The organism is Terribacillus sp. 7520-G, from assembly GCF_002271665.1.
In the GTDB taxonomy this organism is placed as follows: Bacteria; Bacillota; Bacilli; order Bacillales; family Amphibacillaceae; genus Terribacillus.
In genome coordinates, this window is record NZ_NQFP01000030.1 from 29,561 (window position 1) to 55,893 (window position 26,333).

29 protein-coding genes and 3 riboswitches are annotated in these 26,333 nt (G+C 47.3%); of the genes, 19 read left to right on the forward strand and 10 right to left on the reverse strand.

Translation table 11 applies throughout. The features are described 5' to 3' along the window. The first annotated feature begins 6 nt into the window (after positions 1-6). Positions 7-321, forward strand: coding sequence for a hypothetical protein (locus CHH53_RS11495; protein ID WP_095216278.1), 315 nt, complete (start codon positions 7-9; stop codon positions 319-321). A gap of 70 nt (positions 322-391) precedes the next feature. On the opposite strand, the gene CHH53_RS11500 is transcribed toward CHH53_RS11495, so the two are convergent. The 5 genes from CHH53_RS11500 to CHH53_RS11520 form a co-directional block, all read right to left on the reverse strand. Further along, a complete protein-coding gene (locus CHH53_RS11500) occupies positions 392-1,741 on the reverse strand; it encodes an MBL fold metallo-hydrolase (protein WP_095216279.1) in 1,350 nt (449 codons plus the stop codon). A gap of 50 nt (positions 1,742-1,791) precedes the next feature. Next, the gene (locus tag CHH53_RS11505; RefSeq protein ID WP_095216280.1) at positions 1,792-3,072 is read right to left on the reverse strand and encodes an ABC transporter substrate-binding protein; all 1,281 of its coding nucleotides are present in this window, start codon (positions 3,070-3,072) and stop codon (positions 1,792-1,794) included. A 104-nt stretch (positions 3,073-3,176) separates the two neighbouring features. Continuing rightward, on the reverse strand, positions 3,177-4,001 hold the full coding sequence (locus tag CHH53_RS11510; protein WP_095216281.1) for a carbohydrate ABC transporter permease: 825 nt from the start codon (positions 3,999-4,001) through the stop codon (positions 3,177-3,179). A gap of 12 nt (positions 4,002-4,013) precedes the next feature. Continuing rightward, positions 4,014-4,904: a carbohydrate ABC transporter permease gene (locus CHH53_RS11515; protein WP_095216282.1), complete on the reverse strand. Its 891-nt coding sequence runs from the start codon at positions 4,902-4,904 to the stop codon at positions 4,014-4,016. Next, entirely contained in the window at positions 4,873-5,991 is a 1,119-nt protein-coding gene (locus tag CHH53_RS11520) for an ABC transporter ATP-binding protein (protein ID WP_095216283.1), read from the reverse strand. Before CHH53_RS11520 ends, CHH53_RS11515 begins: the two co-directional genes overlap by 32 nt. A gap of 650 nt (positions 5,992-6,641) precedes the next feature. On the opposite strand from CHH53_RS11520, the gene CHH53_RS11525 reads away from it, so the two are divergent. Together CHH53_RS11525 and CHH53_RS11530 are read left to right on the forward strand one after the other, a co-directional pair. Further along, positions 6,642-7,841, forward strand: a complete 1,200-nt coding sequence (locus CHH53_RS11525; RefSeq protein WP_095216284.1) for a putative bifunctional diguanylate cyclase/phosphodiesterase — start codon at positions 6,642-6,644, stop codon at positions 7,839-7,841. An 8-nt stretch (positions 7,842-7,849) separates the two neighbouring features. Then, on the forward strand, positions 7,850-7,993 hold the full coding sequence (locus CHH53_RS11530; RefSeq protein WP_143594494.1) for a diguanylate cyclase domain-containing protein: 144 nt from the start codon (positions 7,850-7,852) through the stop codon (positions 7,991-7,993). Positions 7,994-8,107: 114 nt separating this feature from the next. Here CHH53_RS11530 and CHH53_RS11535 read toward each other — a convergent pair whose 3' ends face one another. Next, on the reverse strand, positions 8,108-9,274 hold the full coding sequence (locus CHH53_RS11535; protein ID WP_095216286.1) for an MFS transporter: 1,167 nt from the start codon (positions 9,272-9,274) through the stop codon (positions 8,108-8,110). A gap of 93 nt (positions 9,275-9,367) precedes the next feature. Then, the gene (locus CHH53_RS11540; protein ID WP_038565330.1) at positions 9,368-9,682 is read right to left on the reverse strand and encodes an ArsR/SmtB family transcription factor; all 315 of its coding nucleotides are present in this window, start codon (positions 9,680-9,682) and stop codon (positions 9,368-9,370) included. Between the two features lie 187 nt (positions 9,683-9,869). Beyond that, positions 9,870-9,969: riboswitch (purine riboswitch) on the forward strand. 52 nt (positions 9,970-10,021) lie between these two features. On the opposite strand from CHH53_RS11540, the gene CHH53_RS11545 reads away from it, so the two are divergent. The 12 genes from CHH53_RS11545 (at position 10,022) to CHH53_RS11605 (ending at position 20,709) form a co-directional block, all read left to right on the forward strand. Beyond that, positions 10,022-11,185: an MFS transporter gene (locus tag CHH53_RS11545; RefSeq protein ID WP_095216287.1), complete on the forward strand. Its 1,164-nt coding sequence runs from the start codon at positions 10,022-10,024 to the stop codon at positions 11,183-11,185. 139 nt (positions 11,186-11,324) lie between these two features. Next, complete coding sequence (locus CHH53_RS11550) at positions 11,325-11,639, forward strand: putative quinol monooxygenase (protein ID WP_095216288.1); 315 nt, start codon at positions 11,325-11,327, stop codon at positions 11,637-11,639. A gap of 277 nt (positions 11,640-11,916) precedes the next feature. Beyond that, on the forward strand, positions 11,917-12,900 hold the full coding sequence (locus CHH53_RS11555; protein ID WP_095216331.1) for a serine hydrolase domain-containing protein: 984 nt from the start codon (positions 11,917-11,919) through the stop codon (positions 12,898-12,900). Next, positions 12,881-13,357: an NUDIX hydrolase gene (locus CHH53_RS11560; protein WP_158221549.1), complete on the forward strand. Its 477-nt coding sequence runs from the start codon at positions 12,881-12,883 to the stop codon at positions 13,355-13,357. The genes CHH53_RS11555 and CHH53_RS11560 overlap by 20 nt, the downstream gene beginning before the upstream one ends. Before the next feature lie 382 nt (positions 13,358-13,739). Continuing rightward, positions 13,740-14,498 (forward strand): SDR family NAD(P)-dependent oxidoreductase, encoded by a 759-nt coding sequence (locus CHH53_RS11570; protein ID WP_369819884.1) that lies wholly within the window; start codon positions 13,740-13,742, stop codon positions 14,496-14,498. Between the two features lie 23 nt (positions 14,499-14,521). After that, positions 14,522-15,304 carry an SDR family oxidoreductase gene (locus CHH53_RS11575; protein WP_095216291.1) on the forward strand — a complete coding sequence of 261 codons (783 nt, stop codon included), beginning with the start codon at positions 14,522-14,524 and terminating at the stop codon, positions 15,302-15,304. 110 nt (positions 15,305-15,414) lie between these two features. Then, positions 15,415-15,526: riboswitch (TPP riboswitch) on the forward strand. A gap of 99 nt (positions 15,527-15,625) precedes the next feature. Continuing rightward, a complete protein-coding gene (locus tag CHH53_RS11580) occupies positions 15,626-16,246 on the forward strand; it encodes a thiamine phosphate synthase (protein WP_233135056.1) in 621 nt (206 codons plus the stop codon). Next, positions 16,230-17,351, forward strand: a complete 1,122-nt coding sequence (gene thiO / locus CHH53_RS11585; RefSeq protein ID WP_095216292.1) for a glycine oxidase ThiO — start codon at positions 16,230-16,232, stop codon at positions 17,349-17,351. Before CHH53_RS11580 ends, thiO begins: the two co-directional genes overlap by 17 nt. Continuing rightward, positions 17,348-17,551, forward strand: coding sequence for a sulfur carrier protein ThiS (gene thiS, locus CHH53_RS11590; protein ID WP_095216293.1), 204 nt, complete (start codon positions 17,348-17,350; stop codon positions 17,549-17,551). The genes thiO and thiS overlap by 4 nt, the downstream gene beginning before the upstream one ends. 3 nt (positions 17,552-17,554) lie before the next feature. Beyond that, on the forward strand, positions 17,555-18,319 hold the full coding sequence (locus CHH53_RS11595) for a thiazole synthase (RefSeq protein ID WP_095216294.1): 765 nt from the start codon (positions 17,555-17,557) through the stop codon (positions 18,317-18,319). Beyond that, the gene (locus tag CHH53_RS11600; protein ID WP_095216295.1) at positions 18,319-19,329 is read left to right on the forward strand and encodes a ThiF family adenylyltransferase; all 1,011 of its coding nucleotides are present in this window, start codon (positions 18,319-18,321) and stop codon (positions 19,327-19,329) included. Before CHH53_RS11595 ends, CHH53_RS11600 begins: the two co-directional genes overlap by 1 nt. 71 nt (positions 19,330-19,400) lie before the next feature. Further along, positions 19,401-19,497, forward strand: a riboswitch (SAM riboswitch). 84 nt (positions 19,498-19,581) lie between these two features. After that, positions 19,582-20,709: a homoserine dehydrogenase gene (locus CHH53_RS11605; protein WP_095216296.1), complete on the forward strand. Its 1,128-nt coding sequence runs from the start codon at positions 19,582-19,584 to the stop codon at positions 20,707-20,709. A gap of 73 nt (positions 20,710-20,782) precedes the next feature. Here the strand turns inward: CHH53_RS11605 and CHH53_RS11610 are convergent, their stop codons facing one another. The 3 genes from CHH53_RS11610 to CHH53_RS11620 are packed head-to-tail and all read right to left on the reverse strand — an operon-like array spanning position 20,783 to position 23,191. Continuing rightward, positions 20,783-21,235 carry a GNAT family N-acetyltransferase gene (locus tag CHH53_RS11610; protein ID WP_095216297.1) on the reverse strand — a complete coding sequence of 151 codons (453 nt, stop codon included), beginning with the start codon at positions 21,233-21,235 and terminating at the stop codon, positions 20,783-20,785. A 55-nt stretch (positions 21,236-21,290) separates the two neighbouring features. Continuing rightward, complete coding sequence (locus CHH53_RS11615) at positions 21,291-21,710, reverse strand: universal stress protein (RefSeq protein WP_095216298.1); 420 nt, start codon at positions 21,708-21,710, stop codon at positions 21,291-21,293. A 14-nt stretch (positions 21,711-21,724) separates the two neighbouring features. Next, entirely contained in the window at positions 21,725-23,191 is a 1,467-nt protein-coding gene (locus CHH53_RS11620; RefSeq protein ID WP_095216299.1) for a SulP family inorganic anion transporter, read from the reverse strand. Between the two features lie 149 nt (positions 23,192-23,340). Between CHH53_RS11620 and CHH53_RS11625 the strand changes: the two genes are divergently transcribed. From CHH53_RS11625 to CHH53_RS11640, 4 genes are all read left to right on the forward strand, one after another. Beyond that, a complete protein-coding gene (locus CHH53_RS11625; protein ID WP_095216300.1) occupies positions 23,341-23,862 on the forward strand; it encodes a recombinase family protein in 522 nt (173 codons plus the stop codon). 180 nt (positions 23,863-24,042) lie between these two features. Further along, positions 24,043-24,432, forward strand: a complete 390-nt coding sequence (locus CHH53_RS11630) for a hypothetical protein (RefSeq protein ID WP_095216301.1) — start codon at positions 24,043-24,045, stop codon at positions 24,430-24,432. Between the two features lie 40 nt (positions 24,433-24,472). Continuing rightward, positions 24,473-25,315, forward strand: coding sequence for an aldo/keto reductase (locus tag CHH53_RS11635; protein WP_095216302.1), 843 nt, complete (start codon positions 24,473-24,475; stop codon positions 25,313-25,315). An 81-nt stretch (positions 25,316-25,396) separates the two neighbouring features. Beyond that, on the forward strand, positions 25,397-26,221 hold the full coding sequence (locus tag CHH53_RS11640) for an aldo/keto reductase (protein ID WP_095216303.1): 825 nt from the start codon (positions 25,397-25,399) through the stop codon (positions 26,219-26,221). Positions 26,222-26,333: the final 112 nt, after the last annotated feature.

Here is a 26,333-nt window from a genome sequence, read left to right on the forward strand (position 1 = left end):
GATAGAATGGTAGAAATACTTGATGAATTTGATGAATTCCTAGAGAGACGAAAGCAAAAGAAAGAGTTGGAAAGAAGTATCAAAGACGATTTAGAAGCAGATGAGAAGTTTTATAAGAAATATTTAGAGCGCTGCAACCATATTGAATCCCTCTCAGAGGAACATATAAAGCTCAAGGATGTGCTGGAAGATTGCTTTGATGGAAAAGCAAATAAGGCATTAAGACAGAGGCTAGAGAAGAATATTCTCCTTTTAAAAGGTATTGAGCGTTCGTATGTCATATTAAGAGAAAGTATCAGGGTAAGAGGTGGATGGTGGTAACTCAGAGGAAATATCATAGTAATATTAAGAGGAATCCGCTAGCATTGCCGGCGGATTCTTTTAATTTGCATTAAGTTATGGTCAAGGAATTAGGCTCCCATGTCTCATACAACTTCGGATAATACACCTCCTGCTTCGAATCAAGCGGCTTAATCAGTTCTGGATAATGACTGTGCCATGGAACAAGCACACGAGGTTTGATTCGATCGATGATATAAAGTATGTCTTCATGCTTGGCATGCCCTGATACATTGAGAGATTGATAGGTAACGCCGAAGCGTTCCAACAGTGCATGCATCGTTTGGTGAGCGGGATCGAAGGAACCTAAAGGCATGCCATTGGAATGCAGGTAGATGCTGTCCTTCAAATCAAGATCAAGCAAGTTTTGAATAGAGTGATAGCTATTCTGCAACAAGTAGGAAGCGGGGTTCTGATTGATCTCAGAGGCAGATACGCCTTTATATTTTGTCAGCAGCTGCTCGGTAGTCACAGCACTTTTACAGCTAGCGTCCAAGTAGATCATGAACTGAACATCATGTAAGAAATGATCTGCCAGATAAGCTGTTGGTGCTTCTAAAACTGGTGTTCTTCCTGTTAGTTCAGCCATTTGCAGGAACGTCTGAATACGATCGATATTCCGGTGATAAATATTGAATATCCCTAGACCTTGCTTTTGGGAAAGTGCATCTTTTCCCACCTTAAGAATATCTGCATCTTCCTTGCATGCTGTTTCTGTGTCTTTTTTGTCCGGGTTGAAAGTGGTGCCCTCAATGAGTAATACATCGATATCCCGTGTGGCCATGAAAGTCAGCCAGTCTTCCGTGTATTCTGGATGTGCACCATGCATACGTAAATCGCCGGAGTTCACGATTGTTAGATCAGGTGTTTCAATGAGGAAGGAAGCAGCGCCGATTACATCGTGATCTACTGGAATTGGCGTGACGCGTATCTCACCTACTTCAATGGTTTGGCCGAAAGACATACCGATTGTTTCCTTATGCAGTGATAATCCCTCGCCGACACGCTCCAGCGCATCATAAAGCTGCTTCGAGTCTTCTGTCATATAAATAGGAATCTGTGCTGATAATGTATCCATGGCACCCATATGATCCAGATGAAGGTGGGATATGAATACCGCTGTTTGATAGGATGAGTCTTCCTGCGGTTGTGGTTTTGCTGCAGAAAAACTATCTCCTTCTAAAGATTCTCTGCTGTATATCCCATCTATGGAGGGAATAGCACCTAGTTTCAGCATATCAAGGACATAGGATTGCTTGCGTTCTTTTGTATCTATGATGCTGCTGGCAGGATCATAGACAAGTCCGAAATCGAAGATGATCCGGTCTGTTCCGTATGTCACTTCTGCAATATTGCCGCCAATGGTGTGTAATCCACCCCAAAATTTGATCGTTGTCTTCATGTCCGTCACCTCTTAAAAAGAAAAGGCAGGGGATACCCTGCCTTATCCCGTTATTGTAATTCAGCTTTTGCTCGGTCTTGTGCTTCTGTCAAACCTTCTTCTACTGTCTTCATGCCTTGGAGGATATAATCCATTTCTTCAAGTACGATGTTGCGCACTGCATCTCCGCCAGGGACGCGGGCAATGAAGAATCCGGCATCGAACTGCTCTGTGCCTGCTTTGTAGGCTGGATTTTCTTCAAGGAACTTCTGATATTCTTCTGTATCCAATGCAGATTGGCGAATCGGCAAGTAGCCGGAAAGCATGGACCATTCGGAAGTGACTTCAGGGCTGGTCAGATATTTCATGAATTCCCAAGCGCCTTTTTGCTCCGCTTCTTCGCTTTGGTTGAAGATCACGATGTCATTTCCGGCGAATGTTGTTGCGGCTTCGCCGTCCAAAGTAGGGATCGGGGCAGTGGACCATTCAATGCCGTCTTCCATCGCGCCATCAACATGCGGGATACCCGCGGAAGAACCGATATACATTGCCACATCACCACGGCCGAATGGGTTGGACATGTATTCATCTTCACCAGCTGTACGGGCGATCCCTTCATCGATCATATCCTTGATGAATGTCATTGCTTCCTGCCCTTCTTTGGAAGCAAATTGCGGTTCGCCAGTTTCTTCATCCATGTACGTACCGCCCATTTGTTTCAGGATGCCTTGGAATTCCGCTTCATAGGAGTTCTCGAAGCCCATCCCGACAACACCGTCTTTTGTCAATGCCTTCGCAGCTTCTTGCAGCTCATCCCATGTTTGCGGGACTTCCAGACCGTTTTCTTCAAACATTGTCTTGTTGTAATAAAGGACGCGGGTACTCTTGCTGAAAGGAAGGCTGTAGTACGTATCATCCCATGTGCTGGAATTGCGGAAAACCTCGATATAGTCATTCAATTCGTCTTCAGACAAGCCGATTTCCGGATCCTCGATGAAGTCGTTCAAGGCAGTGATGAATTTATTGTCGATGTATTCAGGGATGACATTTGTGGTAGCCTGTGCCATATCGGGCAGATTCCCAGCTTTGGCTGCGGCCATGATTTTCTGTTCCAGGTCGTCATAGCTTCCTTGGTTGACTGGTTTGATCTTGATATCTTCATGGGTGCTATTGAAATCGTCCGCGAACTTTTTGATTGCTTCTTCATGCGGGCCGCTCATGGCGTGCCAGAATTCGATTTCAACCGGCCCTTTTGCATCATTTCCCTCGTTGGCATTGGCACCGGAACTATTATTGCAAGCAGCTAAAAACAGGACCAAAAATAAGGACAGTACAGATATTACTTTTTTCATATTTGTCTTCCTCCTTTAAGGAATTGGATGTTTTTCACTTACCGACTGTTATCGTGTTCTGCAGCAGATTCCCTGTGCATCACCTCCAATAAGTACTGTCATGTTCAGCCTTTCAAGCCGCTTCTGGCAACACCGGAGATGACATATTTCTGCATGATGAAGAAGAGAAGCAGCATAGGCAGGATGACCATCGTCGAGGCTGCCATCAGCAATTCATATTTAATGCCGGCTTCGGTTGTAAATGCCGACAGTCCGACAGGCAGCGTCCGGAGTTCTTGTGAATTGGTGACGATCAATGGCCACAGGAAAGCATTCCAGCTGCCGATGATTTTCAGTAAGGCAATGGTGATCAGCGCGGGCTTGGCCAAGGGTACCATTACGTACCATAGGAATTTGAAATCACTGCATCCATCCACTTTTGCAGCATAGGATAATTCCTGCGGTACCGAGAAGAAGTACTGGCGCAATAGGAAGATGGAGAAGATGCTCGCAATCCATGGGATGATCAATCCCTCATAGGAGTCGATCCAGCCCAGATTGGAGACCGTGACGAAGTTCGGGATCAACAGCATCTCCCCAGGCACCATCATCGTTCCGAGCAGCACCGCGAACACGATTCCCTTGCCATGGAAGTCGATCCGGGAAAAGGCATAAGCAGCCAGTATGGTTGTCAGTAATTCCCCGATTGTAGTCAATGCCGTCACGACAATGCTATTGAAGAAATAAGTGCCGAATGGAGCTGCTTCACTCGCCTCGCTGTAGTTGCCGAATTGCCATTCGGAAGGGATCCAGACCGGCGGCATCGCCATCACTTCATTGGGAGCCTTCAGCGAGGTGCTGATCATCCAGACGAAGGGCAGCAGCATGAGGATGGCGCCCAATGACAGAAGTATATAGATTGTTCCTTTGGATAAAGCTTCTTTATTCATCCCGGGCCCTCCTTAGTTGTAATGTACGAATTTCTTCCCGACTACCAATTGGATGATGGTGAATAGGAAGATGATGAGGAAGAGAACGAAGGCAGCAGCAGATGCCAAGCCGAATTCCCATTCCTCATAGAATTTCTGATACACGTAATAGACAACGGTCAGGGCGCTGTTGGCTGGTCCGGGCCTTCCGTTGAACAAGGCGAATATCTCATCAAAGACTTTGAAGGCATTGATGATGGAGATGATCGATACAAAGAACATCGTCGGGGACAGCAGCGGCAAGGTAATGTTCTTGAACCGGTTCCATGCCGAGGCTCCGTCCACTTTTGCAGCTAAATAATATTGGCTGCCGATATTCTGCAGTCCGGCCAAAAAGATGATGATATTGAATCCAAGGCCCTTCCAGATGCTTAAAATGATCAACGAAGGCATTGCGTAAGTCGGATTCGTCAGCCAATTGATCGGATCGATGCCGAATAAGCCGAGCACATAGTTCAGCAGCCCATAATCAGAATGGAAGATCCAGCTCCAGACAATCGCCACGGCCACAACGGAAGTGACGAATGGCAGGAAGTAGATGGTGCGGAAGAATCCGCTCATCTTGATCTTGCTATTCAGTAATACAGCAATCGCCAGGGAAATGATGATCGACAGGGGCACGACGCCGATGACGAATATTCCTGTGTTCTTCAGGGCGGTGATGAAGTTAGGGTCCTGGAATAATTTCGTGAAATTATCGAAGCCATAAGCATGGACTGTGTCATTAAAGAAGTCATAATCCGTATAAAAGCTCATCAGGAAGGACTTGATGATCGGATAGATGCTGAATACGACCAGGATGACCAATGCAGGCAACAGATAAAGATAGACCTTAAGCGTGCTCTTCCATGTTGGCTTTTGCATGCTGCATCCCGCCTCTCTTTTGGTGTGGAAGCCGCTTTCCGTGCTCCTGGTGGAAGTAATGGATGTTATCCGGATGGACTCCTAAGCCATGGATGTCGCCGATTCGAAGCTGCTGATTGGGATCGACCAGCGCTCTCACTGTGATGCTGCCTACCTGCATGCGAATTAATGTATCGCGGCCGATCGTTTCGATATGTATGATCTTCCCTCGGAAAATCGGGTTTTCGTGAGAGATATATAAATCCTCTGCGCGAATGCCTAATCGAACTGTGTGGAGATCTTTAGGCGGCAATGCTGGCAATGCTATCGTTTGTTCCGTATCGGCCAGCCGGTAGGAATTTGCATCTTTTGATTTGGTGATGGTCATAAGATTGATGGGAGGGTTGCCAAGAAAAGAGGCAACGAACTCATTTTCCGGCTTTTTGTACATTGTCTGCGGAGCGGATTCCTGCTGGATGACGCCGTCCTTCATCAGCATGACACGATCGGAGATGCTCAATGCTTCTTCTTGGTCATGCGTAACGAAGATGGCAGTGATGCCTATCTCCTGCTGAATACGGCGGATCTCTTCCCGCATCTCCAGTCGCAGCCGTGCATCAAGATTGGAGAGCGGCTCATCGAGCAATAAGACATTCGGTTTTTTGACTAGCGCCCTGGCAATGGCAACCCGCTGCTGCTGGCCGCCAGACAATTGTCCGGGCTTCCTATCGAGAAGGTGGCCGATCTGGACCAGGTCAGCCATTTCTTTTGCGCGTGCTTCGGCTTCTTTTTTGGGCACTTTCTGCATCTTCAATGGGAACATGATGTTTTTCAGGACAGACAGATGCGGATATAAGGCATAGCTCTGGAACACCATGCCGATCCCGCGCCTTTCTGCATCCAGCTTCGTCACATCCCTATCCCCGAAATGAATGGTGCCTGAAGAGGGCTTGTACAAGCCGGATAGGAGCATCAAGGTCGTACTCTTCCCGCAGCCGCTCGGCCCCAGTAAAGATACAAGCTCCCCATCCTTGATGGTTGTCGTCATTTCCCGGACGGCAGTAGTTTTATCAAAAACCATTGAAAGCTGATCAATACGGATATCCATGTTTTAATCCTCCAAGGTTGTCTATTTGAAAATGTCGGTACATGCTAAATTCAAGTAAATACTATCAGACTAGTATCAATTTACTATTAAGGTAATGTAAAAATAAACTTTACAGCGGAAAGCTGGCAAAATCGTGTGTTATTCTGTAATCTTGGGTAATTTTCGGCTTTCGGGAAGTTGGAGGGGAAAGCTTCCGCAAGTCTCCGTGATCTTCTGCAAACGTTTACGAAATGGTTGGAACGGGTAATGAACCGAAATATGCAAAAAGCAAATGTCGAGTAGCGTGACGGCAGTGACGATCATGAATCTAGCTAGTTGAAATTTGGTGTGTCAGGAGATGCAGGTAAATCAACAAGAAAGATGATCTGGACGGCATTGCTATGAATGAGTCAAAACCAAAAACTGTCAGCAGCAACCGCTGATAGTTTTTTGCTTAATAGAGTCTATGGGGATGGATGCAGGATCCGGGCTTGATCATGCAGTGTCTGCCAAGGGGCGATTTTGACGGATTCCCTGTAATTGGTACATGGGAAAGTATCGTATGCAGCAGGGGTTGGCTGTATAATCATGATGCATATGTAGCGAATCGAGCTATCACTAAGAAACCGGGCAACTATGCGTATAGACCTTAGATAACGAGGTGCAGTGATATGGACCAAAAGATTACGAATGAATATATAGGAAAAGAAGATTTGCTTCAAGCGCTTGATAGGCAGGAGTTTCGGCTGGTTTACCAGCCGAAGCTTAATTTGCAGACGGGCAGATTGATTGGTGCAGAGGCGCTGATCCGCTGGGAGCATCCTGGGCATGGAATGATTTCGCCGCTGGATTTCATCCCTGCAGCTGAAGAGACAGGCATGATTCTGCCAATCGGTGAATGGGTGCTCCGGACTGCTTGTGAACAGAACAAGGAGTGGCAGGAGTTGGGGCTTGCGCCAATTGTCATAGCGGTCAATCTTTCTGCTTCCCAGCTGTATCAGCATGATCTGGCGGAGAAGGTGCAATCGATCCTGGACACATCTGGGCTCGACCCGGAGTTCCTGGAGCTGGAAATCACGGAATCGATGACGATGGATGTCGAATTTGTGCTGCCTGTTTTGCATAAGTTGAAGCGGATAGGAGTCCGGATCAGTATGGATGACTTTGGCACCGGATATAGTTCCCTTTATCATTTAAAGGAATTTCCGATAGATAGTATCAAAATAGACCGGTCATTTGTCCAAAATTGCACGATTGACTCCAAGGATGCCACCATTGTCAAAGCGATAATTGGAATGGCGCACCAATTGAAGCTCAGAGTCAATGCCGAGGGTGTGGAATTCAAGGATCACCTTGTTTTTCTCCAGCAGAATCTATGTGATGAAGCACAAGGATATTTCTTCAGTAAACCTGTTGCGCCGGATGAAATCGTATCAAGCATTCCGCATTTGGAAGAAATCATCCCGAATGAAGGCCTATCATTGGAGTCTTCCAGACAGTCATGGCTGCAACGGGGCTTGGAACAATCACATCAGGACCTGCAGGAGATTGTCCGGAAGCAGCAGGGTATGATTTTCAAATATAGAAAGGAAAATGGGGAATTCATCCATGTCTTCAGTGATGGCGAGCTGATTTATCGGCTGCAGCTTACTCCGGAGCAAATCATCGGTAAGGAAATGCAGGATTTTCTTCCGGAGGCAGACAGAAAAAAGAAGTACTATGAGCGTGCGTGGAATGGAGAAGAAAATGTCATTTATGAATCGAGTGTAAATGGATTGAGATATGTCACCTCGCTTCGTCCTGTCGTCAGGAGCGGAAAAGTCGTCGAGGTAATCGGCTGTTCGGTTGATTTCAGAAAGCTTGGAATATAGGACGGAATTTGTTTAACACAACCTCCAGTATGGGCATCGCCTTTTATCCGGCAAATGGGAAGAAAGGGTATGAGCTGATGCGGAGTGCAGATACCGCCTTGTATCAAGCGAAGAAGGATGGCAAGAATATGTATCGGGCATTTTATGGATGAATCTCATTACGGGACTTCCTGTGTACAGACAATGTATACGGGGAGTTTTTAATATTGATGGGACAGTGGATAAGAAAAAAGACAGGCTTGCACCTGTCTTTTTTCAATGATATTTCAGTCTTTCATGCGATAACTTACAAATGACAGCGCGGAGGCGATGAGGGCACAACCCCCGCCTACGATGGCAAGGTTAGGCAGATTTCCATGGGCCACGACCAATCCGCCCAAAGCTGAACCGAGTGTGATACCGATGTTTACTGACACAGGTGTAAGGGAGGAAGCGAAGTCCCTGGCTGCTGTCGAGTAGGCTGCTGCCTGGTCCATCAAATAGATTTGGATGGTGGCATTCATGACATATATCATGACGGCCATCAGCATGATGCTGATCAATCCAGCTATGGTAATATCCATTGTCACATAAAGGGAGCCGATGATGATCGCTTGGATGATGAATGCGTAACGCAAATCCCCGATTCCGTTCCGGCCGGCGATTTTACCAGCCAGGAAGTTGCTTCCGATGGAGAAGACCCCATAAGCGAGCAGTACGATTCCAACGGATCTGGAAGCAATTCCCAATTCATCCTCGATGATCGGGGTGATATACGTGTAGATTGTATATGTCCCTGCAATGCTGAATGTCGGAATGAAGAAGCCGACGAGTATCTTGGGATTTTTGAAAAGAACGAGCTGCTTGAGCATGGAACTTTTCTCCCCGGCTGTCGTCTTTGGCAAAATAAACAGACTGATGAGGAACGCAATCGCCCCGAGCAGTGCTGTTGTCCAAAATGTCAGGTGCCAGGAGCCTAACTGACCGATGAAGGTACCCAGCGGCACGCCAAGGACATTGGCTATCGTAAAACCGGCAAAAATGAGTGCAATGACAGAAGAACGCTTTGCTGCCGGCATGGTATCACTTGCTATCGTCATTGCCAAGGCAGTCAGGACGCCACTTGCGGCTGCTGTGACGATGCGTGCTGCCAGCAGGATGCCGAAGGATGATGTCAACGCGCTGATGATATTACCAAGGATAAAAACAATAATCAGTGTCAGCATGAGCGGGTATTTCGGAAACCTGCTTACCCAGCCAGTCAATAGCGGAGTGCCGATTGCATAGGCAATGGCAAATCCGGAAACGAGTGTCCCTGCGGAAGCGACGGTTACATGCAGATCGGCAGCGACTTCTGTCAGCAAGCCGACAATGACGAATTCACTTGTCCCCATGACGAATGTCAGTAATGTCAGGGTGAATGCTAAAAATGTTTGTCTTTTTGTTAAAGCCATCGTGTCACTCCAATCGTTATATTTGTATATCGGAATAAATCGATATTCAATGCATAAAGAAAAGAAATCCCTGAAGGATCTCTTGCAATTCGATTACAACTCTTTATCTAAGTATGCTGCCAGCTTCTGGATCGTCTCTTCGTTCCTGCGGTAATAGGTCCATTGGTTATAACGGATCGATTCCAGCAGCCCAGCGCGCTGCATCATGGCTAAATATTGGGATACCGTGGATTGGGAAGCTTGGACCTTTTCCTGAATGTCCCCGACGCAGACGCCGCCCTTGTAATGGACCTCCTTCGGCAGATGAGCCTGCTGCTTGGGAAAATGCTTCTCCGGTTCTTTCAGCCAATGCAGGATTTGCAGTCGTTTCTCATTCGACAAAGCTTTGAATAATTCGATTGTATTCATGAATCCATTGTATATCGAGTTTTTCCGATAAAGCAACCATAAAAACTTGGAATGTATGAATACCGTTATTGCGTCTTTGTTAAATTTCCTGATGTTTAGACATGTTTACCTGGTTTATGGGGATGTTCATGGAGGCTTGGTCCATCTTGCAGTCACCGCTCTATCTTGCTATAATGCTTTAAGAAAATGGAATATGTTCGTTTCACACTGTATAACCTCAATAATTTGGTTTGAGGGTCTCTACCAGGAGCCATAACTCCCTGATTACAGATATCTATCTGTAATCGGGGAGTTTTTATGTGCCATTTTCGAATTCAGGATATAGAAAGGAAATGGAAATTGAATTTCAGAGTCTTTATATTAGCTATTTCTGTAATATCGGTAGGGTTAGTAGAGTTGATTGTCGGGGGGATATTGCCGACGATTGCAGCTGATTTGCATGTTTCGATCGGCCAGGCTGGTCAGCTGATCACTGTGTTTGCTTTGGTTTACGCATTATCCGGTCCGATTTTATATACATTGACGTCAAATATCGAGCGGAAGAAGCTCTTGCTGCTGACACTGGGTGTGTTCGTTTTGGGGAATGTCATTACCTATGTGAGCCCATCATTTCTTTTTGTCATGATCGCTCGTGTCATGACAGCAATGAGCACAGCATTGATCATTGTTCTTTCTTTGACTATCGCGGCAAAAATCGTCCAGCCGCAGCATCGCGCAAAAGCCATCGGTCTTATTTATATGGGTATCAGTTCCTCGCTTGTGCTTGGGGTTCCGATCGGTATCATCATCAGTGATGCTTTCGGCTGGAGGATGCTGTTTCTATTCATTGGCTTGATGGCCTTGCTTTCCATGATTTTGATTGCGTTCACGCTCGATAGGATCGAAGTCGAGCAGGTACAGTCCTTGAAATCCCAGCTGAAAGCACTGCGGAACAAAAAAATGCTGACAGCGCATTTGACGATGCTGTTCCTGCTTGCAGGTCACTATACAATATATGCGTATTTCACGCCTTTCCTGGAATCCGAATTGAATCTGAACACACAATGGATCAGTATTTGCTACTTTATCTTCGGTATAGCAGCAGTTGCCGGCGGAGCCTTCGGCGGAAGCCTGGCGGATAAATTCGGCTCCAAGGTGAGTATCATCCTTGTAGTCGCATCATTCGCCATCATCCTGTTCGTGCTGCCCTTCTCCACTGCTTCCTTCCCGTTATTCCTGGTGGTGATGGTAATCTGGGCCGCTTTAAGCTGGAGTCTGGCACCGCCATTGCAGAATTATATCGTGGAAACCGATGCAAAGACTGCCGGCATTCATCAAAGCTTCAACAACTCGGCACTGCAGATCGGGATTTCACTGGGGTCCTTAGTCGGCGGAGTCGTGAATGGAGCAACTTCTTCCATGCAGACGACAGCGCATGTCGGAAGTATCCTGGTCATCATCTCGCTTGCTTTTGCGGTATGGTCTTTGCGGAGTGCAGTTCAGAAGACAGTACAAAATCAATAGTGGTAAGCGGACAAGTCAATTGTCCGCTTTTTTTTGTTTAAATATTGTCATGATGACCGCTTGTTATGGATAAAGGATTTTGTATAAGCTTGTCGTATTCCTCATTTAAACAATTTCTTACAAGGAAAGGTTGGATCGGATGCAGAAGTTCGGCTTGTTTGGCAGGTTCTTGGTAGATAAAGAAGATAGAGAAGAATTGAGTGAGATTCTTCTGGAGGCAGCAAAGGCCATGGGGGATGTAGAGGGATGCGAAGTATATCAGGTCAGTTTGTCCAATGAGGAGCCGCAAGCAGTATATGTATATGAGGTATGGAAAGATGAAGCAGCTCATCAGGCATCACTTGCCCTGGAAGTGACACAAACTTTAATCCATCGGGCAAAGCCCCTTATAACTGGAATGGAACGACTGAATACCCTGCAAACATTAGGGGGATTAGGTATGGATACTGATTGAAAGGCGGACAAATCACTTGTCTGCCGTTATCTTTAAAGGATGCGTATTTACACATTTAACTCATCCTATATCTGCAGGACAGCCATGCACATACAATCGGCGTCATTCATTATTTCTATATCCATCATATATTTCCAATTATGGTACCATGAAGTGAGAGATAAAATGGTTTGGATTGCAGGACTCAGGTTCGCTTTGAGTATTTTGAAGATTCGAAAGTCGGGGAGGGTTTGTGTTGGAAGATTTGAAGAATAGATTGAAAAAGGCAGCAGAGGAAATGGATTTCTCGGGAGTTGCTTATATAAAACAGGATCAGGAAAGCTGTTTCTTCCAAAATGGGTATGCCAATAAGCAAGAAAAGCTGGCTTTTGATAAGCAGACAAGGTTCGGAATAGCTTCCGGTGCAAAGGTCTTTACTGCTGTGGCAATTGCCAAGCTGGTAGAACAAAAGAAACTGGATTTCCATACGAAATTGGCAGATTGCCTATCGATTCCATTTCCTCATTTCCACCAGGATGTTACGATTCATCATTTGCTGACACACACGTCGGGAATTCCTGATTATTTCGATGAAGAGGTAATGGATGATTTCGAAGAGTTGTGGCGAACCTTGCCGATGTATCGGATGCGATCCGGTGTGGATTTTCTGCCTTTATTCCAGGATAGAAAGATGGCGTTTTCGCCGGGGGAGCGGTTCCATTATAACAATGCAGCATTCATCGTTTTGGGATTGGTAGTGGAAGAGCTGGCTGGTCAGCCTTTTACGGCATTCGTTCAGGACTATATTTTCGATCCAGCTGGAATGACGGAAGCTGGTTACTTTCCATTTGATAAATTGCCGGGTAATACGGCAGTCGGTTACATAAAAGAGGACGAAGGATATCGTTCCAATATTTATGCACTGCCGGTCAGAGGGGGAGCTGATGGCGGTGTGTATGTGAGTGCGTCTGATATGATGCGTTTCTGGGATGCGCTGTTCCAGCATGAGCTGCTGAACGCAGGACTTACGGACAAGCTGCTGACATCGCACGTTCAAGTGGATGAAGAAACATATTATGGCTATGGTATTTGGATGAAAAAAGAAGCGGGTGAAATCAAGAAGTTCTATGTTATCGGTTTTGACCCTGGCGTGAGTTTCCATGCTGCTTATTATCCGAAAAGTGGACGGAAGATAGTGGTCCCGTCCAACCATGGTGCTGGTCCGTTTTACATTGTTCGGGAAATCGAGGGGGGTGGCCGCGGTGGAGGATTTAACGATTGAGCTAGGCGAACGAGTATTGAATTGCCGGACGGCTGGCATTGTAATAAAAGATGATCACGTACTGCTTCACAAAAATAAAAAAGAGCCATTTTGGGCGCTTATCGGAGGCAGGATACAGCTGGGGGAGGATTCTGCACAAGCCGTGGAACGGGAATTCAAGGAAGAACTTGGCATTCCTGCAAAGGCACAGAGGCTGCTGTGGATAGTGGAGAACTTCTTTACCTATCGGGATCGCCCATATCATGAATATTGCTTTATTTATTTGGTCAAGGATGTGGAAGATAGGCTTTTAGGGACCGGGGGAATCGTATCTCCTGAAGGATGCGATTTTTCTTATGAATGGATCTCTCTTGCTGGAATCAAGGAGCTCCCGTTAAGGCCCGATTTTTTACCAGAGAAGCTGGCAGACCTGCCTGCTGTACCAGTGCATCTCATTCATAGAGAAAGGACGGAATGAGATGCAGGTATAGGAAGGTAGAAGTTGAACAGCAATTCCGTGGATATAAAGAAACAGAATGGATCTGCCTTGTGGCTGCTGGGCTTGCATAGTGAAACATTACGGTTCGAAAAGACGGCTGCTGGAATAGAAGCGAAATTGCCGTCCAGATCCACTCGCACATTACCCCAACTTGATCCAGGGCTTACATTTGAAAGGCATCCATGAACAACACTGTCAATTCTGTGAAACATACTACCGTTTGCGTCATTGAACAAATGGATTATATTTGTTCAAAAAGTTTTCTGAGCATTCAAATTGCTTGACTGCTTTTTCGTAAAAGGTGTAACCTCTTACGTATAAGGTAGGTAAATAAACCTACTCAATTTGTAGGAGGTGGGGTTTGCTTGTGGGTGGACAGAAAGTAGCGGTGATTACAGGAGGCGGCAGCGGACTTGGGCAAGCTGTCGCATTGCGATTAGCAGAAGAAGGCATCGCAATCAGCGTTGTTGACGTATCTGAAGCAGCTGGTATGGAAACGGTCCGTTTAGTGGGGGAGAAGGGATCAAAAGCGATTTTTATAAAAGCGGATGTCAGCAAAGCAGAGGAAGTAAAACATTATGTAGATAAAACGGTAGAGGAATTTGGAACTATCGATATGTTCTATAATAATGCTGGAATCTCCGGACCGGGCGTCAAATTTGTGGACAATACCATTGAACAGATTGATATGGTATTGGGTATCAACCTGAATGGAGCCCTTTATGGTTTGAAATACGTTTTGGAAGTGATGCTTGCCAATGGCAGCGGGCGCATTGTCAATACATCGTCCACGGCGGGTGTTGTCGGTCAAGCGACAGTCGGCACCTATTCCGCGACGAAGCATGCAATGGTCGGCATCACGAAAACATTGGCTGCTGAGTATGCGGCGCAAGGCATCGTAGTGAATGCAATTGCCCCAGGCACAACGGAAACACCAATGGTTCGTGCATATAAGGAAAAGAATCCGGAAGCATTCGTAAATGCGACAGAGCCTATCCCGCAGAAGCGTCTTGGCCAGCCGGAAGAAGTGGCGGAGCTTGTCACCTTCCTGCTGACTGGAAAGGCATCTTATATCAATGGCGCGGTGGTGCCGATCGATGGTGGGTTCACGGCAATCTAAAAAACTAAAAGGGAGAGATTCTCATGGAACGGTTTGAAGATAAAGTAGTATTGATTACAGGCGGCGGTTCTGGACTGGGCCGTGCAGCAGCACTTCAAGTAGCAAAAGAAGGCGCAAAACTTTCCCTTGTTGATATAAGTGAAAAAGGCTTGGAAGAAACAAAGCAGGAAGTCCTTGCAGCAGCACCGGAAGCAGAAGTTCTTACAATTGTGGCAAACTGTGCAAACGAGCCGGAAGTTGAGGCGTATGTAAAACAAACAGTTGATCAGTTTGGCAAGATTGACAGTTTCTTCAACAATGCTGGTGTAGAGGGAACACAGAATCTAACGGAAGAGTATCCTGTGGATGAATTCGACCGCGTTGTGAACATCAACTTGAATGGTGTTTTCTACGGTATGCGTCATGTATTGAAAGTAATGAAGGAGCAAGGTCATGGTTCTGTAGTGAATACAGCTAGCGTAGGTGGAATCCGCGGAATCGGCAACCAGTCTGGCTATGCAGCAAGTAAGCATGGTGTGGTAGGTTTGACGAAGAACTCCGGAATCGAATACGGGCAATTCGGCGTCAGCATCAAAGCCATCGCACCAGGTGCCATTATGACTCCAATGGTAGAAGGTTCCTTGCGTCAAATCGGCGGGGATAACTGGGAAGAGGCAGGCAAAGAATTTGTCAGCGTCAACCCGATGAAGCGCTTCGGTAAGCCGGAAGAAGTCGGTTATCTTGTTGCATTCCTTCTCTCCGATCAAGCGAACTTCATCAATGCTACTGTTGTGCCGATTGACGGCGGACAATCTTATAAATACTGATTTATATTTTCTTTGGAGGCCATCTGACCGATTCGGATGGTCTTTTTTATATTGAGAAAATCTTGCAAATTATACTGATTATGCTACGATATGGGTAAGTTCATAGTTTATTTTCACACTAGGGGATCCCTTCATAAGGGCTGAGATTAAGAGTGGTGACTCTTTAAACCCTCATAACCTGAACAGGTTCGGACCTGCGTAGGAAAGTGTAGACACTCGAGTTTACATGCTCTTTTGTATGTATTTTTCGTAGACAGTACACACCACTTTCCTTTTGGGGAGTGGTGTTTTTTATGTATTCCGGACTGTTCGTCAAGGAAGGTGATAGCAATCAAATTGATGGCAGTAACAGATGACAGGCATGATATTCCCGACTTGCTGCGTATTTTGCTGGATATTCATCCTTATGTCGATCATGTACAGATCCGGGAAAAGAACAAGCCGGCTGGAGCGGTGTATCAGCTATGCCGGGAGTTAGTGAAGGAAGGACTGCCAGAGGAAAAGCTTTGGATCAATGACCGGGTTGATGCAGCATTGCTGCTTGGCTTGAAGCAGGTGCATGTACCAGGGCACGGACTGCCATTGAAAGAGTTGAAAAGGCAGTATCCGGAGCTGCGGATCGGGGCTCCCGTCCATTCATTTGAGGAAGCCATGGAGGCAGAAGCAGCTGGTGCGGCATACGTGTTATATGGTCATTGTTTTCCAACGGCAAGCAAGCAGGGGAAAGCCCCTCAGCCGCTATCCAATCCAGTGCGAATCCGGCAGAGCATCCAAGTGCCGATGTATGGGATAGGAGGAATCACGGCAGAGAGGTTAGCTGTGCTGAAAGCGCTTGAATTGGATGGCGCTGCTGTAATGAGCGGTATTTTTTCAGCAAAACAACCGCTTGAGGCTGTAAAGGAATTAAGGGAGGAGTGTTCACGTCTTGAAGCAATCCAGTGAGGTAGCTGTGGTTGGAGGGGGTATCATCGGCAGTGCAATCGCTTATTATTTGGCAAAGGCAGGGCACCGGGTCGATTTATTCGAAGCCGGACAGATTGGGTCAGGCTCGACACGAGCCGCAGCGGGCATGCTAGGCGCCCATTCGGAGTATAAAGAGTTCGGTGCTTTGCTTTATTCCTTTGCCCGGACTAGCCAACAGCTGTACGAAGAAGCGGAAGCCGATATACGTGCGCTTACAGGGATAGATATCGAACGGCGTACAGGCGGATTACTGCAGCTTGTTTTTACGGCAGAAGAAAGAGCAAGGCTATCCGATATTTGTTCCTTGGAAGGTGTGACGTGGCTGGACCGAGCTGCTGCGGAAAAAGAAGTGCCGGGGCTGACCAAGTCCCTGGAAGGAGCGATCCATATAGCGGACGATGTACATGTCACACCAGCCATTGCCTGCAGAGGATTCTGTTCGGCAGCCAAAATATCAGGAGCCCGTATACATGCGTTCACTCGAGTGGAAGGCATTGCAAAGGAAGATGGGCAATATCGGATACAGACCTCCAAGGGAGAATGGCAGGCGGAGTATGTGGTCATTGCCGGCGGGGTATGGAGTAATGCCCTTTTGCAGCGGATTGGCTTGGGGACACCAATGTATCCGGTGAAAGGGGAATGCATCGCTGTCACCAATACAGAGATACCGCTCTCCTGCAGTTTATTCCATGACCAGCATTATATTGTTCCTCGGAACAATGATGAGCTGATCATCGGTGCAACAAAGGTCAGGGGAGATTGGAGTACAGAGCCGACATCCGGGGGTATACACAGGGTCATGGAGAAGGCGAGACAGATGCTGCCGGGGATAGATAAGATGCCTTTTCTCAGAAGCTGGGCCGGTCTCAGACCTCAGACGATCGATGGCAAGCCGCTGATCGGGGAGCATCCAGAGATGAAGGGATTATTCATTGCTGCTGGTCATCAGCGCAATGGGATTCTGCTTGCGCCGGTTACAGGTAAGATGATCTGTGACTTGATTGACGGTAAGGCAGTTCCGGAAGTATGGATGGAAGCGTTTCGAGTCGACCGACTGCATACCGATGAGGAGGTATTGATGTGAGCATTCAACTGAATGGCAGGCAGCATGCATTATCCGCTGACATCCGGAATATCGCCCAGCTGCTGTCATCCCTTTCTTTGGAGAATAGGATTGTGATTGTCGAACTGAACAACGAAATCATCGATAAATCTGCCTATGCAGATCAGCCTATAAGAGATGGCGATAAAGTCGAATTGATTCATTTTGTCGGAGGAGGATGAACGATGTTACAAATCGCAGATAAGACATTTGCTTCCCGTTTGCTGCTGGGGACAGGTAAATACCCGTCATTCGAGGTTCAAAAAGAGGCTGTCGATGTTTCAAAGGCGGAGATACTGACATTTGCGGTACGCCGGATGGATATTTTCGAGCCGTCCCAGCCGAATTTCCTTGAGCAGCTTGATTTGAAACGGTATACCTTGCTGCCGAATACGGCAGGTGCCAAAACGGCAGAGGAGGCTGTCCGTATCGCCAGGCTGGCGAAGGCCTCCGGCTTATGCGATATGGTGAAGGTGGAGGTGATCGGCTGTGATAGGACGTTGCTTCCTGATCCAGTCGAAACGCTGCGGGCAGCTGAAATGTTGTTGGAGGAGGGTTTCATTGTCCTTCCTTACACGTCGGATGATGTTGTGCTGGCCAAGCGGCTCATCGATTTGGGGGTGCATGCCATCATGCCGGGTGCATCGCCGATTGGTTCGGGAAAAGGTATCATCAATCCCTTCAATCTTCGTATGATCGTGGAACAGAGCAGCGTACCAGTGATTGTCGATGCGGGCATTGGTTCTCCGAAGGATGCTGCTTATGCCATGGAGCTCGGGGCTGATGGTGTCTTGCTGAATACAGCAGTTTCCGGTGCCCGGGACCCTGTGAAGATGGCGCGTGCAATGAAGCTGGCAATCGAAGCGGGCAGAATGGGGTTCGAAGCAGGCAGAATCCCGGAGAAGGACTATGCTGCAGCCAGCAGCCCGAGTGAAGGATTGTTTACCTGATGCGGGATCGTTATCGGAAGCAGGAATTGTTTATCGGCAAGGAAGGGCAGGCACGGGTCGAGAACGGTAGAATCGTGTTGATCGGCATGGGCGCATTGGGCTCTGCTTCAGCAGAAATGCTAGTGCGGGCAGGCATCGGGGAGCTGGTGCTCATTGATCGGGATTATGTCGAGCTTCATAATCTTCAGCGCCAGCAGCTGTATACGGAAGAAGATGCTGCTGCCTATTTGCCAAAAGCAGCAGCAGCAGCGAAACGACTAAAGGCTATCAATCAGCATGTAACGGTAAAACCAGTAATCGAAAATGTCGATCATCATAATATCGAGCAGCTGATGGAAGGTGCGGATGTGATTCTGGATGCTGCAGACAATTTTGAGACCCGGCTGATTGTAAATGATGCAGCGCTGAAGCATGATATCCCTTTCTTATACGGAGCTTGTGTCGGAAGCTATGGTGTGACATATCCGGTGCTGGGAGACAAAGCTTCCCCATGTTTGCATTGTCTCCTCGAGCAGCTTCCTGAGCAAAGTGAAACATGTGATACGGCAGGAATCATCAGTCCCATTGTCCAATGGGTGGCGTCCATGCAGGTGACACAGGCATTGCGGCTTCTATCCGGTCAAAAAGTAACGCCGGAATTATCTGCGTTTGATATTTGGACGGGTGATTACTCGAGAGTGGACGTACGGGGGCTGAGGGATTCAAGCTGTCCCAGCTGCAGCACAAATGCCACACTGCCCTTTCTGGACGGTGCCAGACAGACGAGGATGGATGTATTATGCGGCAGGGAAGCTGTCCATATCCGGCCTGGTGCCAAGAAATCACTGGATCTGCCGGCTTTGTCAGAGGAATGGGCTTCTGCGGTCGATCATGTCACTGCCAATGAACATTTGCTCGCCTTGCACTACAAAGGCCATCGGATTGTGTTATTTGCCGATGGGCGGGCAATCGTTCATGGCGTAAATGATATCGCCCGGGCGCGTTCCCTTTATGACAGTCTGGTCGGCTGATATTGTGTGAATTTTCAGTTGACGATGTATCTTATTCATGCTAAACTCCTTCATAACAAACGAATACAAAACTCTTATCAAGAGTGGCGGAGGGACTGGCCCGATGATGCCCGGCAACCTGCAAGTTAATCTTAGACTTGTATAGGTGCTAATTCCTGCAGATGAGAGAAGACACAGTGCGGTTCATTCGTCTCCCTGTCCTCTCAGGGAGGCTTTTTTTATGCGTAAAATCACTCGAAGGAGGCAGCAAGGATGACAGCAGTTAAAATTGGATTGATAGGTTATGGTACCGTAGGCAGCGCAGTGGGGAGGACAATCCGCTCCCATCAGGAGAATCTGCAGACGATATTCGGGAAAGAAGTACAGGTGGCGGGTGTATTGGTGCGCGATAAACAGAAGTATGCAGGGCAAGTCACGGATGCACTTCTCACCGACGAAGCAGCGGAGCTTTTTGCAATCGAAAAGCTCGATGTAATCATCGAAGCGAGTGTGGGCATCGAGCCTGCCTTCAGCTATCTGAGTGAGGCAATCCATCGCGGCTGTCATATCATCACGGCGAATAAAGAGCTGATTGCATCCCGCGGGGCAGAACTAAAGCGATTGGCAAAGCAAAAAGGTGTCAGGCTGGAATATGAAGCAGCAGTGGCAGGCGGTGTCCCGGTAATCGGCACACTGAAGCAGCTCCTGCATATCAATCGTGTTGTCAAAGTGGAGGCGATATTGAATGGCACCTCCAATTTCATCCTGACTGAAATGGCCGATAAAGGATTGATATTTGAAGATGCACTGCGGCTTGCGCAGGAAGCCGGATTTGCAGAGGCGGATCCAGCCAACGATGTGGATGGCTGGGATGCTTTTTATAAACTGATGGTCCTGAGTGATTTATTATTCGAGGCCCAGCCGGATTGGGAAAAAGTGACGCGCAGGGGAATCCGGTCCGTTTCCGCGCAGGATATCCAGGAGGCAGCAGGAAGAGGCTGGAAAATAAAGCATGTTGCAACGCTTGAAAATGCAGGAGGGGAAGTCACAGCCTCTGTCGAACCGGTGATATTATCTGCAGATCATCCGCTGTACAGTGTCGATGGAGTGGATAATGCCGTGTGTATCGAAGGTGACCTGGTTGGCAAGCTGAAGCTCCAGGGTCCGGGTGCTGGTGCCTTGCCGACAGCAAGCGCCATTGTCGAGGATTTGGCTAATCTCGTCCATAAGCGAAAAGAGGTCGTTGTAAAACGGGAAATCCGATTTACCGAGAAAAAAGAGAAAGTACCTTTCGTCCATTTACCGACTGGTGAGACTGTTTCTATACACGCAGAAAGCGTAGAATCCAATGGACACTTTTATCGGGTTGCTTCCAGGGCACCAGCTAAGGCGGAGGCTTGATCTTCTGCGCTTGCCCTTTATTACGCAAGGAAATCGATGAAGCGATTGTTTATCATAGTGTGGACACTCAAATTTAAAGCTCATATGAAAAACGAATCATATCCCTGCACTGGATGCCATTTTCATGAATCGGTTCGTCGTAATGCCGGAGGAAATGATCCCGGTCGATTCCAGTCATGCGAAAGCCGCATTTCTGGTAGAAGGCGATTTGATCGATGCTGGAGTTGCCTGTTCCCACTTCCAAGAAGGCAAAGCCTTTTGCGCGGGCCTGTTCCATCGCATGACGGATGAGTTTTTTTCCGATACCTTTTCCTTGATGGGCTTCTCTGATTGAGATATTGATTATTTCTGCAGTGTCTTCCCTGTTCTTCACCAGGACATAGATGCCGAGAATGTGATTTTCTTTTTCAGCGACATAGCTGCTGCCTTCGCGAAGGTAAGCGGCAATTTGATTTTTAGAGGGATCGGCTTCGAGGAGAAGATCCATTGGCGGCGTTTCTGTTGGCTGGAGCTTTCTTATCTTCATTGTCTTACTCCTTTCCTTAGTAAAATAAAAGGCTGCCGGTATCCGGCAGCCTTTGTCATTTAACGATCATCACGGAGCATTTGGCTCGTTTTACGACACGGCTGCTGACGCTGCCGAGTACGATTTCCTGGAGAGGATTCAGTCCGCGGCTGCCGATGATGATGAGGTCGGCTTTCGTGTCACGTGCGTGCTCAAGGATCATTGAGGCTGGCTCGCCATGCTTCATGATCAATTTGTAATGGATGGATGCAGCTTCGAATGCATCGCGGAATCGCTGGAGTTTCTCCTCGCGCTTGCTCTGGAGCTGGATTGGATCGCTGCTGTGCAGGACATCCGCTTTTGTCTTTTCATAATCCAGGACTTGAATTCCCTCGACATGTGTTTCAGGCTGCAGCTTTGCCAGCTGGATTGCGTGCTCTGCTGCGAGAAAAGAATGATCGGAACCGTCGATTGCCACTACGATTTTCTTATACATGGATGCACCGCCTTTTAATGGTTTGATACTTTCACATATGCCGAATCGCTGGTTGTCAATCTGTGCATCAGTGCCTGACTGTCATTATTCAAGCCTTCCAAGGTGACAGTCGTCCCTTTCTCCCTGAATTTTAGCACGACTTTGTCAATCGCTGCCACTGCGGAGTCATCCCAGACATGCGTATTTGTAAAATCAAGGGTCACTTGTTTTACTGGATCCTCATAAGAGAAGCCATTCATGAAATCGGTCACGGAGGCAAAGAAAAGCTGGCCTGTGATAGCATATCGGATATGGTCTTTGCCAGTACTTTCTTCGATTTTCACTTTTGAAATCTTGGCAACGAAGAAAATGGCACTCAGCAGGATACCGATGAATACACCGATGGATAAATTATGCGTGGCTACCACCGCGATGACGGTCACGACCATGACAGCCGAATCCGACAAAGGCACGCGTGTGAGGCTGCGCAGTGAGTGCCAATCAAATGTACCGATGGAAACCATGATCATGACACCGACAAGTGCAGGCATTGGAATCATTACGACCCAGTCTCCCAAAACAAGGATGAGGAACATCAGGAATATACCTGCGACAAGGGTGGAAAGACGTCCGCGCCCGCCGGATTTGACGTTGATGACGGACTGTCCGATCATCGCACAGCCTGCCATGCCGCCGAAAAAGCCTGTCACGATATTGGCAATGCCCTGTCCGCGAGCTTCCTTGTTTTTATTGCTATCGGTATCTGTCATGTCATCGACAATCGATGCTGTCAGCAAGGATTCCAGCAGCCCGACGATCGACAGCGCCAATGCCGTCGGGAAGATGATTTGCAAGGTCTCCAAGCTGAAGGGGATATCAGGAATCAAGAAAGAAGGCAATGCTTGTTTGATTTCACCCAAGTCACCTACAGTCCGGACATCGAGATGCAATACGATGGACAGAATGGTCATTGCCAGAATGGCTACCAGGGGTGCCGGCACGGCCTTCGTGACGTAAGGGAACAGATAGATGATGGCAAGTGTGACACCTACTATGATGTAAGTGGTCGTATTGATCCCGATGAAATGCGGAACTTGTGCCATGAATATCAGGATGGCAAGTGCGTTCACAAACCCGATCATGACCGAACGCGGAATGAATTTCATGAAACGGGCAATACCTAAGACGCCAAATAGGAGCTGCAGGACACCGGTCAGGATGGTGGTGGCAAATAAATACTGCAAGCCGTGCTCCTTTACCAATGTCACCATCAATAATGCCATCGCGCCTGTGGCAGCAGAGATCATCGCAGGTCTTCCGCCGACGATGGCAATGATCACAGCCATGGAAAAGGATGCATATAAACCGACCATCGGATCTACACCTGCGATGATGGAAAAAGCGATTGCTTCGGGAATCAAGGCCAAGGCCACGACGATACCGGATAGGAGATCACCGCGGATATTGCCAAACCATTGTTTATTCAGTTTTGTTGCTGACAATCTACATACACCTCATTTTATATATAATGTGTTGACTTCCAAGTCTCATAGAAGTCGCGTCCGAATTTTGTTAAGCTTACTGTAACATGATGGAAGTATTTTGTGAACCAAAACAAACGTTTTTGGTACCATATTTGGGGTGAGCCGGAATGAAAATCGCATATATAAGGGAATTTGTACAAGAAAAATGGGCGCTGCAGCCAAAAGAAATAAAAAGCTGTGAAACAGTGATAGAAGAAAGGGAGGATGTACAAGGACAGCCTTTACTCGAGGAACTGTTGGAGAAGCTGCAGCCAGGAGATGAGGTGGTTGTACGCAAATTGTACAGTCTGGCTAACTCGACAAAGCATCTGATCGAAATTTGCCGGAATCTGAAGGAAAAGCAAGCCGTCCTGGTATCGATAGAAGACGGGATCGATACCAGGGAAGATTCGTTTTTTCAGCATCTGGAACAGATTGCCGATTTTCGGAAAGAAGTGGTCGGGGAGAGGACCAAAGCAGGCCTGTCTGAAGCCAAATCGAGGAATCGGATAGGGGGAAGACCGCGGAAGCCGGACAGGAATGTGCAGAGGGCGATTGATATGTATCGCAGCAAAAAATATACGATAGCGGAAATTACCATTGAAACGGGCATAAGCAAGACAACGTTATATCGTTATCTGCAGGAGTAGATTATGTCGAAGAAGGAAGTCAAACAAGCGTTTGAATAATAGGCAATAAACAAAAAAAGACAGTACTCCTCGTTAAACAGGATACTGTCTTTTTTGCTCCTTGGGTAAAAACTCAAATCACATCCGGACAGAACGCATCCAAATGCCAAAGCTTAAAAAATCATGCCAGTCAGGAAGAGTATGCTGCGGATGCCGGGCAGCTGTGTGACAGAATCGAATAAATTAATTCGCAAGCCGAATGTTTCCTTGAATTCGTCCAATATGGAGTTTGGGGCTTTGGCAAAGGTGATTTCCATTGCAGATCAGGACATCACACAAGGCTGCAACACCATATGTCGGCGGGAAAAACTTCGTGATTTCCTGGACGAATCCAGGCAGCTGTCTGACCGGGATGTAGATGCCGAGCAGAAAAGCCGGATAAGGTCCCGATCAATGTGCCCATGGATGAAAAAATTTCGTGATTGGGTCGGGACAGTTCAGCTGAGGAAAAACAATGGCAGTTGGCGTATCCTGCCAATAAGAGCATGTAAGCTGCCATCCATCGTTCTTGAACAAACGTTTGATAAATGATGTCTGACGGGAAAAAGTAAGTGATGAGGAGGAGAAAACGATGAAGATGATTACACTCCAAGATGGAACCGAACTTCCGGCAATCGGACAAGGAACATGGAATGTAGGGGATGATGAGTCGAAACGGCATGATGAAATCCAAGCGTTGCGGACAGGGATCGATCAGGGGCTGCTGGTGATCGACACAGCCGAAATGTACGGATACGGCCGGTCAGAGCATCTTGTACGGGAAGCTATTGCTAATAGAAGGGAAAAAGTCTTCCTTGTTTCAAAAGTTCTACCTTCCAATGCCGCATTCGATGATGTATTGGAAGCTTGCAATCATTCCCTGGAGCGTTTAGGCACTGATTATCTGGATTTGTATTTGCTGCACTGGCGAGGAGCAGTCCCGCTTGAGGAAACGGTAGCTGCTTTTGAACAGCTGAAGGAAGAAGGGAAGATCAAGCGCTGGGGTGTATCGAATTTCGATACAGATGATATGGAAGAGCTGTGGAAGATCGAGGATGGAAAGAATTGCGCAGTTAACCAAGTACTATATAATCTCACAGCCCGAGGAATCGAATATGATTTGCTGCCTTGGCATAAGGAAAAAGGGATACCGATCATGGCGTATTGTCCATTGGCACAAGGGGACCGGAAGAAAATCCTGCAAAATGCCGCTGTCCGGGAACTGGCAAAAATATATGATGTATCTGTTTCCCAAATTGCTTTGGCTTGGACGATCCGGTCTGGCCAGGTTCTCAGCATACCGAAATCCGGACAAGCTGCGCATGTGATGGAAAACGCTGATGCGGGCAATCTTGTATTGAATGAAGATGATCTTGCAAAAATAGACAAGGAATTCCCGCCGCCAGCGTCGAAAGTACCGTTGGAGGTCGTGTGAATGCATAGGCATTTTACATGACAGCCTATGCAGGCAACGCTATACTAATTACGATAAAAAACCGCTAAAGGAGTGCTTTGGATGAACTATGTAACACTAAACAATGGCTTGAAAATGCCACAGCTTGGCTTTGGAGTATGGCAGGTAGGAAACGAAGAAGCAACTGCTGCAGTAGCAAAAGCACTTGAAGTTGGTTATACCAGCATCGACACAGCCATGATTTACAAAAATGAAGAAGGTGTCGGCAAAGCGATCAAGGAAGCGAATGTGAACAGGGAAGATTTGTTCATCACTACAAAAGTGTGGAACTCCGATCAAGGATATGACAACACAATCGCTGCCTTTGAAGCAAGCCTGGAGCGCCTTGGCCTGGATTATGTGGATCTTTATCTTATCCACTGGCCGACACCGCAATATGACGAGTATGTAGATACTTACAAAGCATTGGAGAAGCTTTACAAAGACGGCCGCGTGAAAGCGATCGGCGTATGTAACTTTGAGATTGAGCATCTCGAGCGTCTGATGAAAGAAACAGAAATCACACCGGTATTGAACCAGGTTGAATGCCACCCGTACTTGGCACAAAACGAGCTGAAAGAATTCTGCAAGAAGCACGATATCTTCGTTGAAGCATGGAGCCCGCTTGACCAAGGCGGCGATGTGCTGAAGGATGAAGTCGTAACTGCTATCGCTGAAAAGCTTGGCAAAACAGCAGCCCAAGTCGTGCTTCGCTGGCATCTTCAGAATGACACAATCGTCATTCCGAAATCCGTGACACCATCCCGCATCGAAGAGAATTTCCAAGTATTCGATTTCGAGCTTTCTGCTGAGGATATGGATGCCATCAACAAATTGGATGCCGGACGCCGCAAAGGTGCACATCCAAATGATATGAACGTACGATAAGGAAAACGGAAAGAGGCTGGGACAAAAGAGTTCCAGTAACAGGAAAACCCGAACGAGGACGTGAATCTTGAAATGAAGATACGCGTAAGTTCGGGTTTTTTGCGTTGATTTA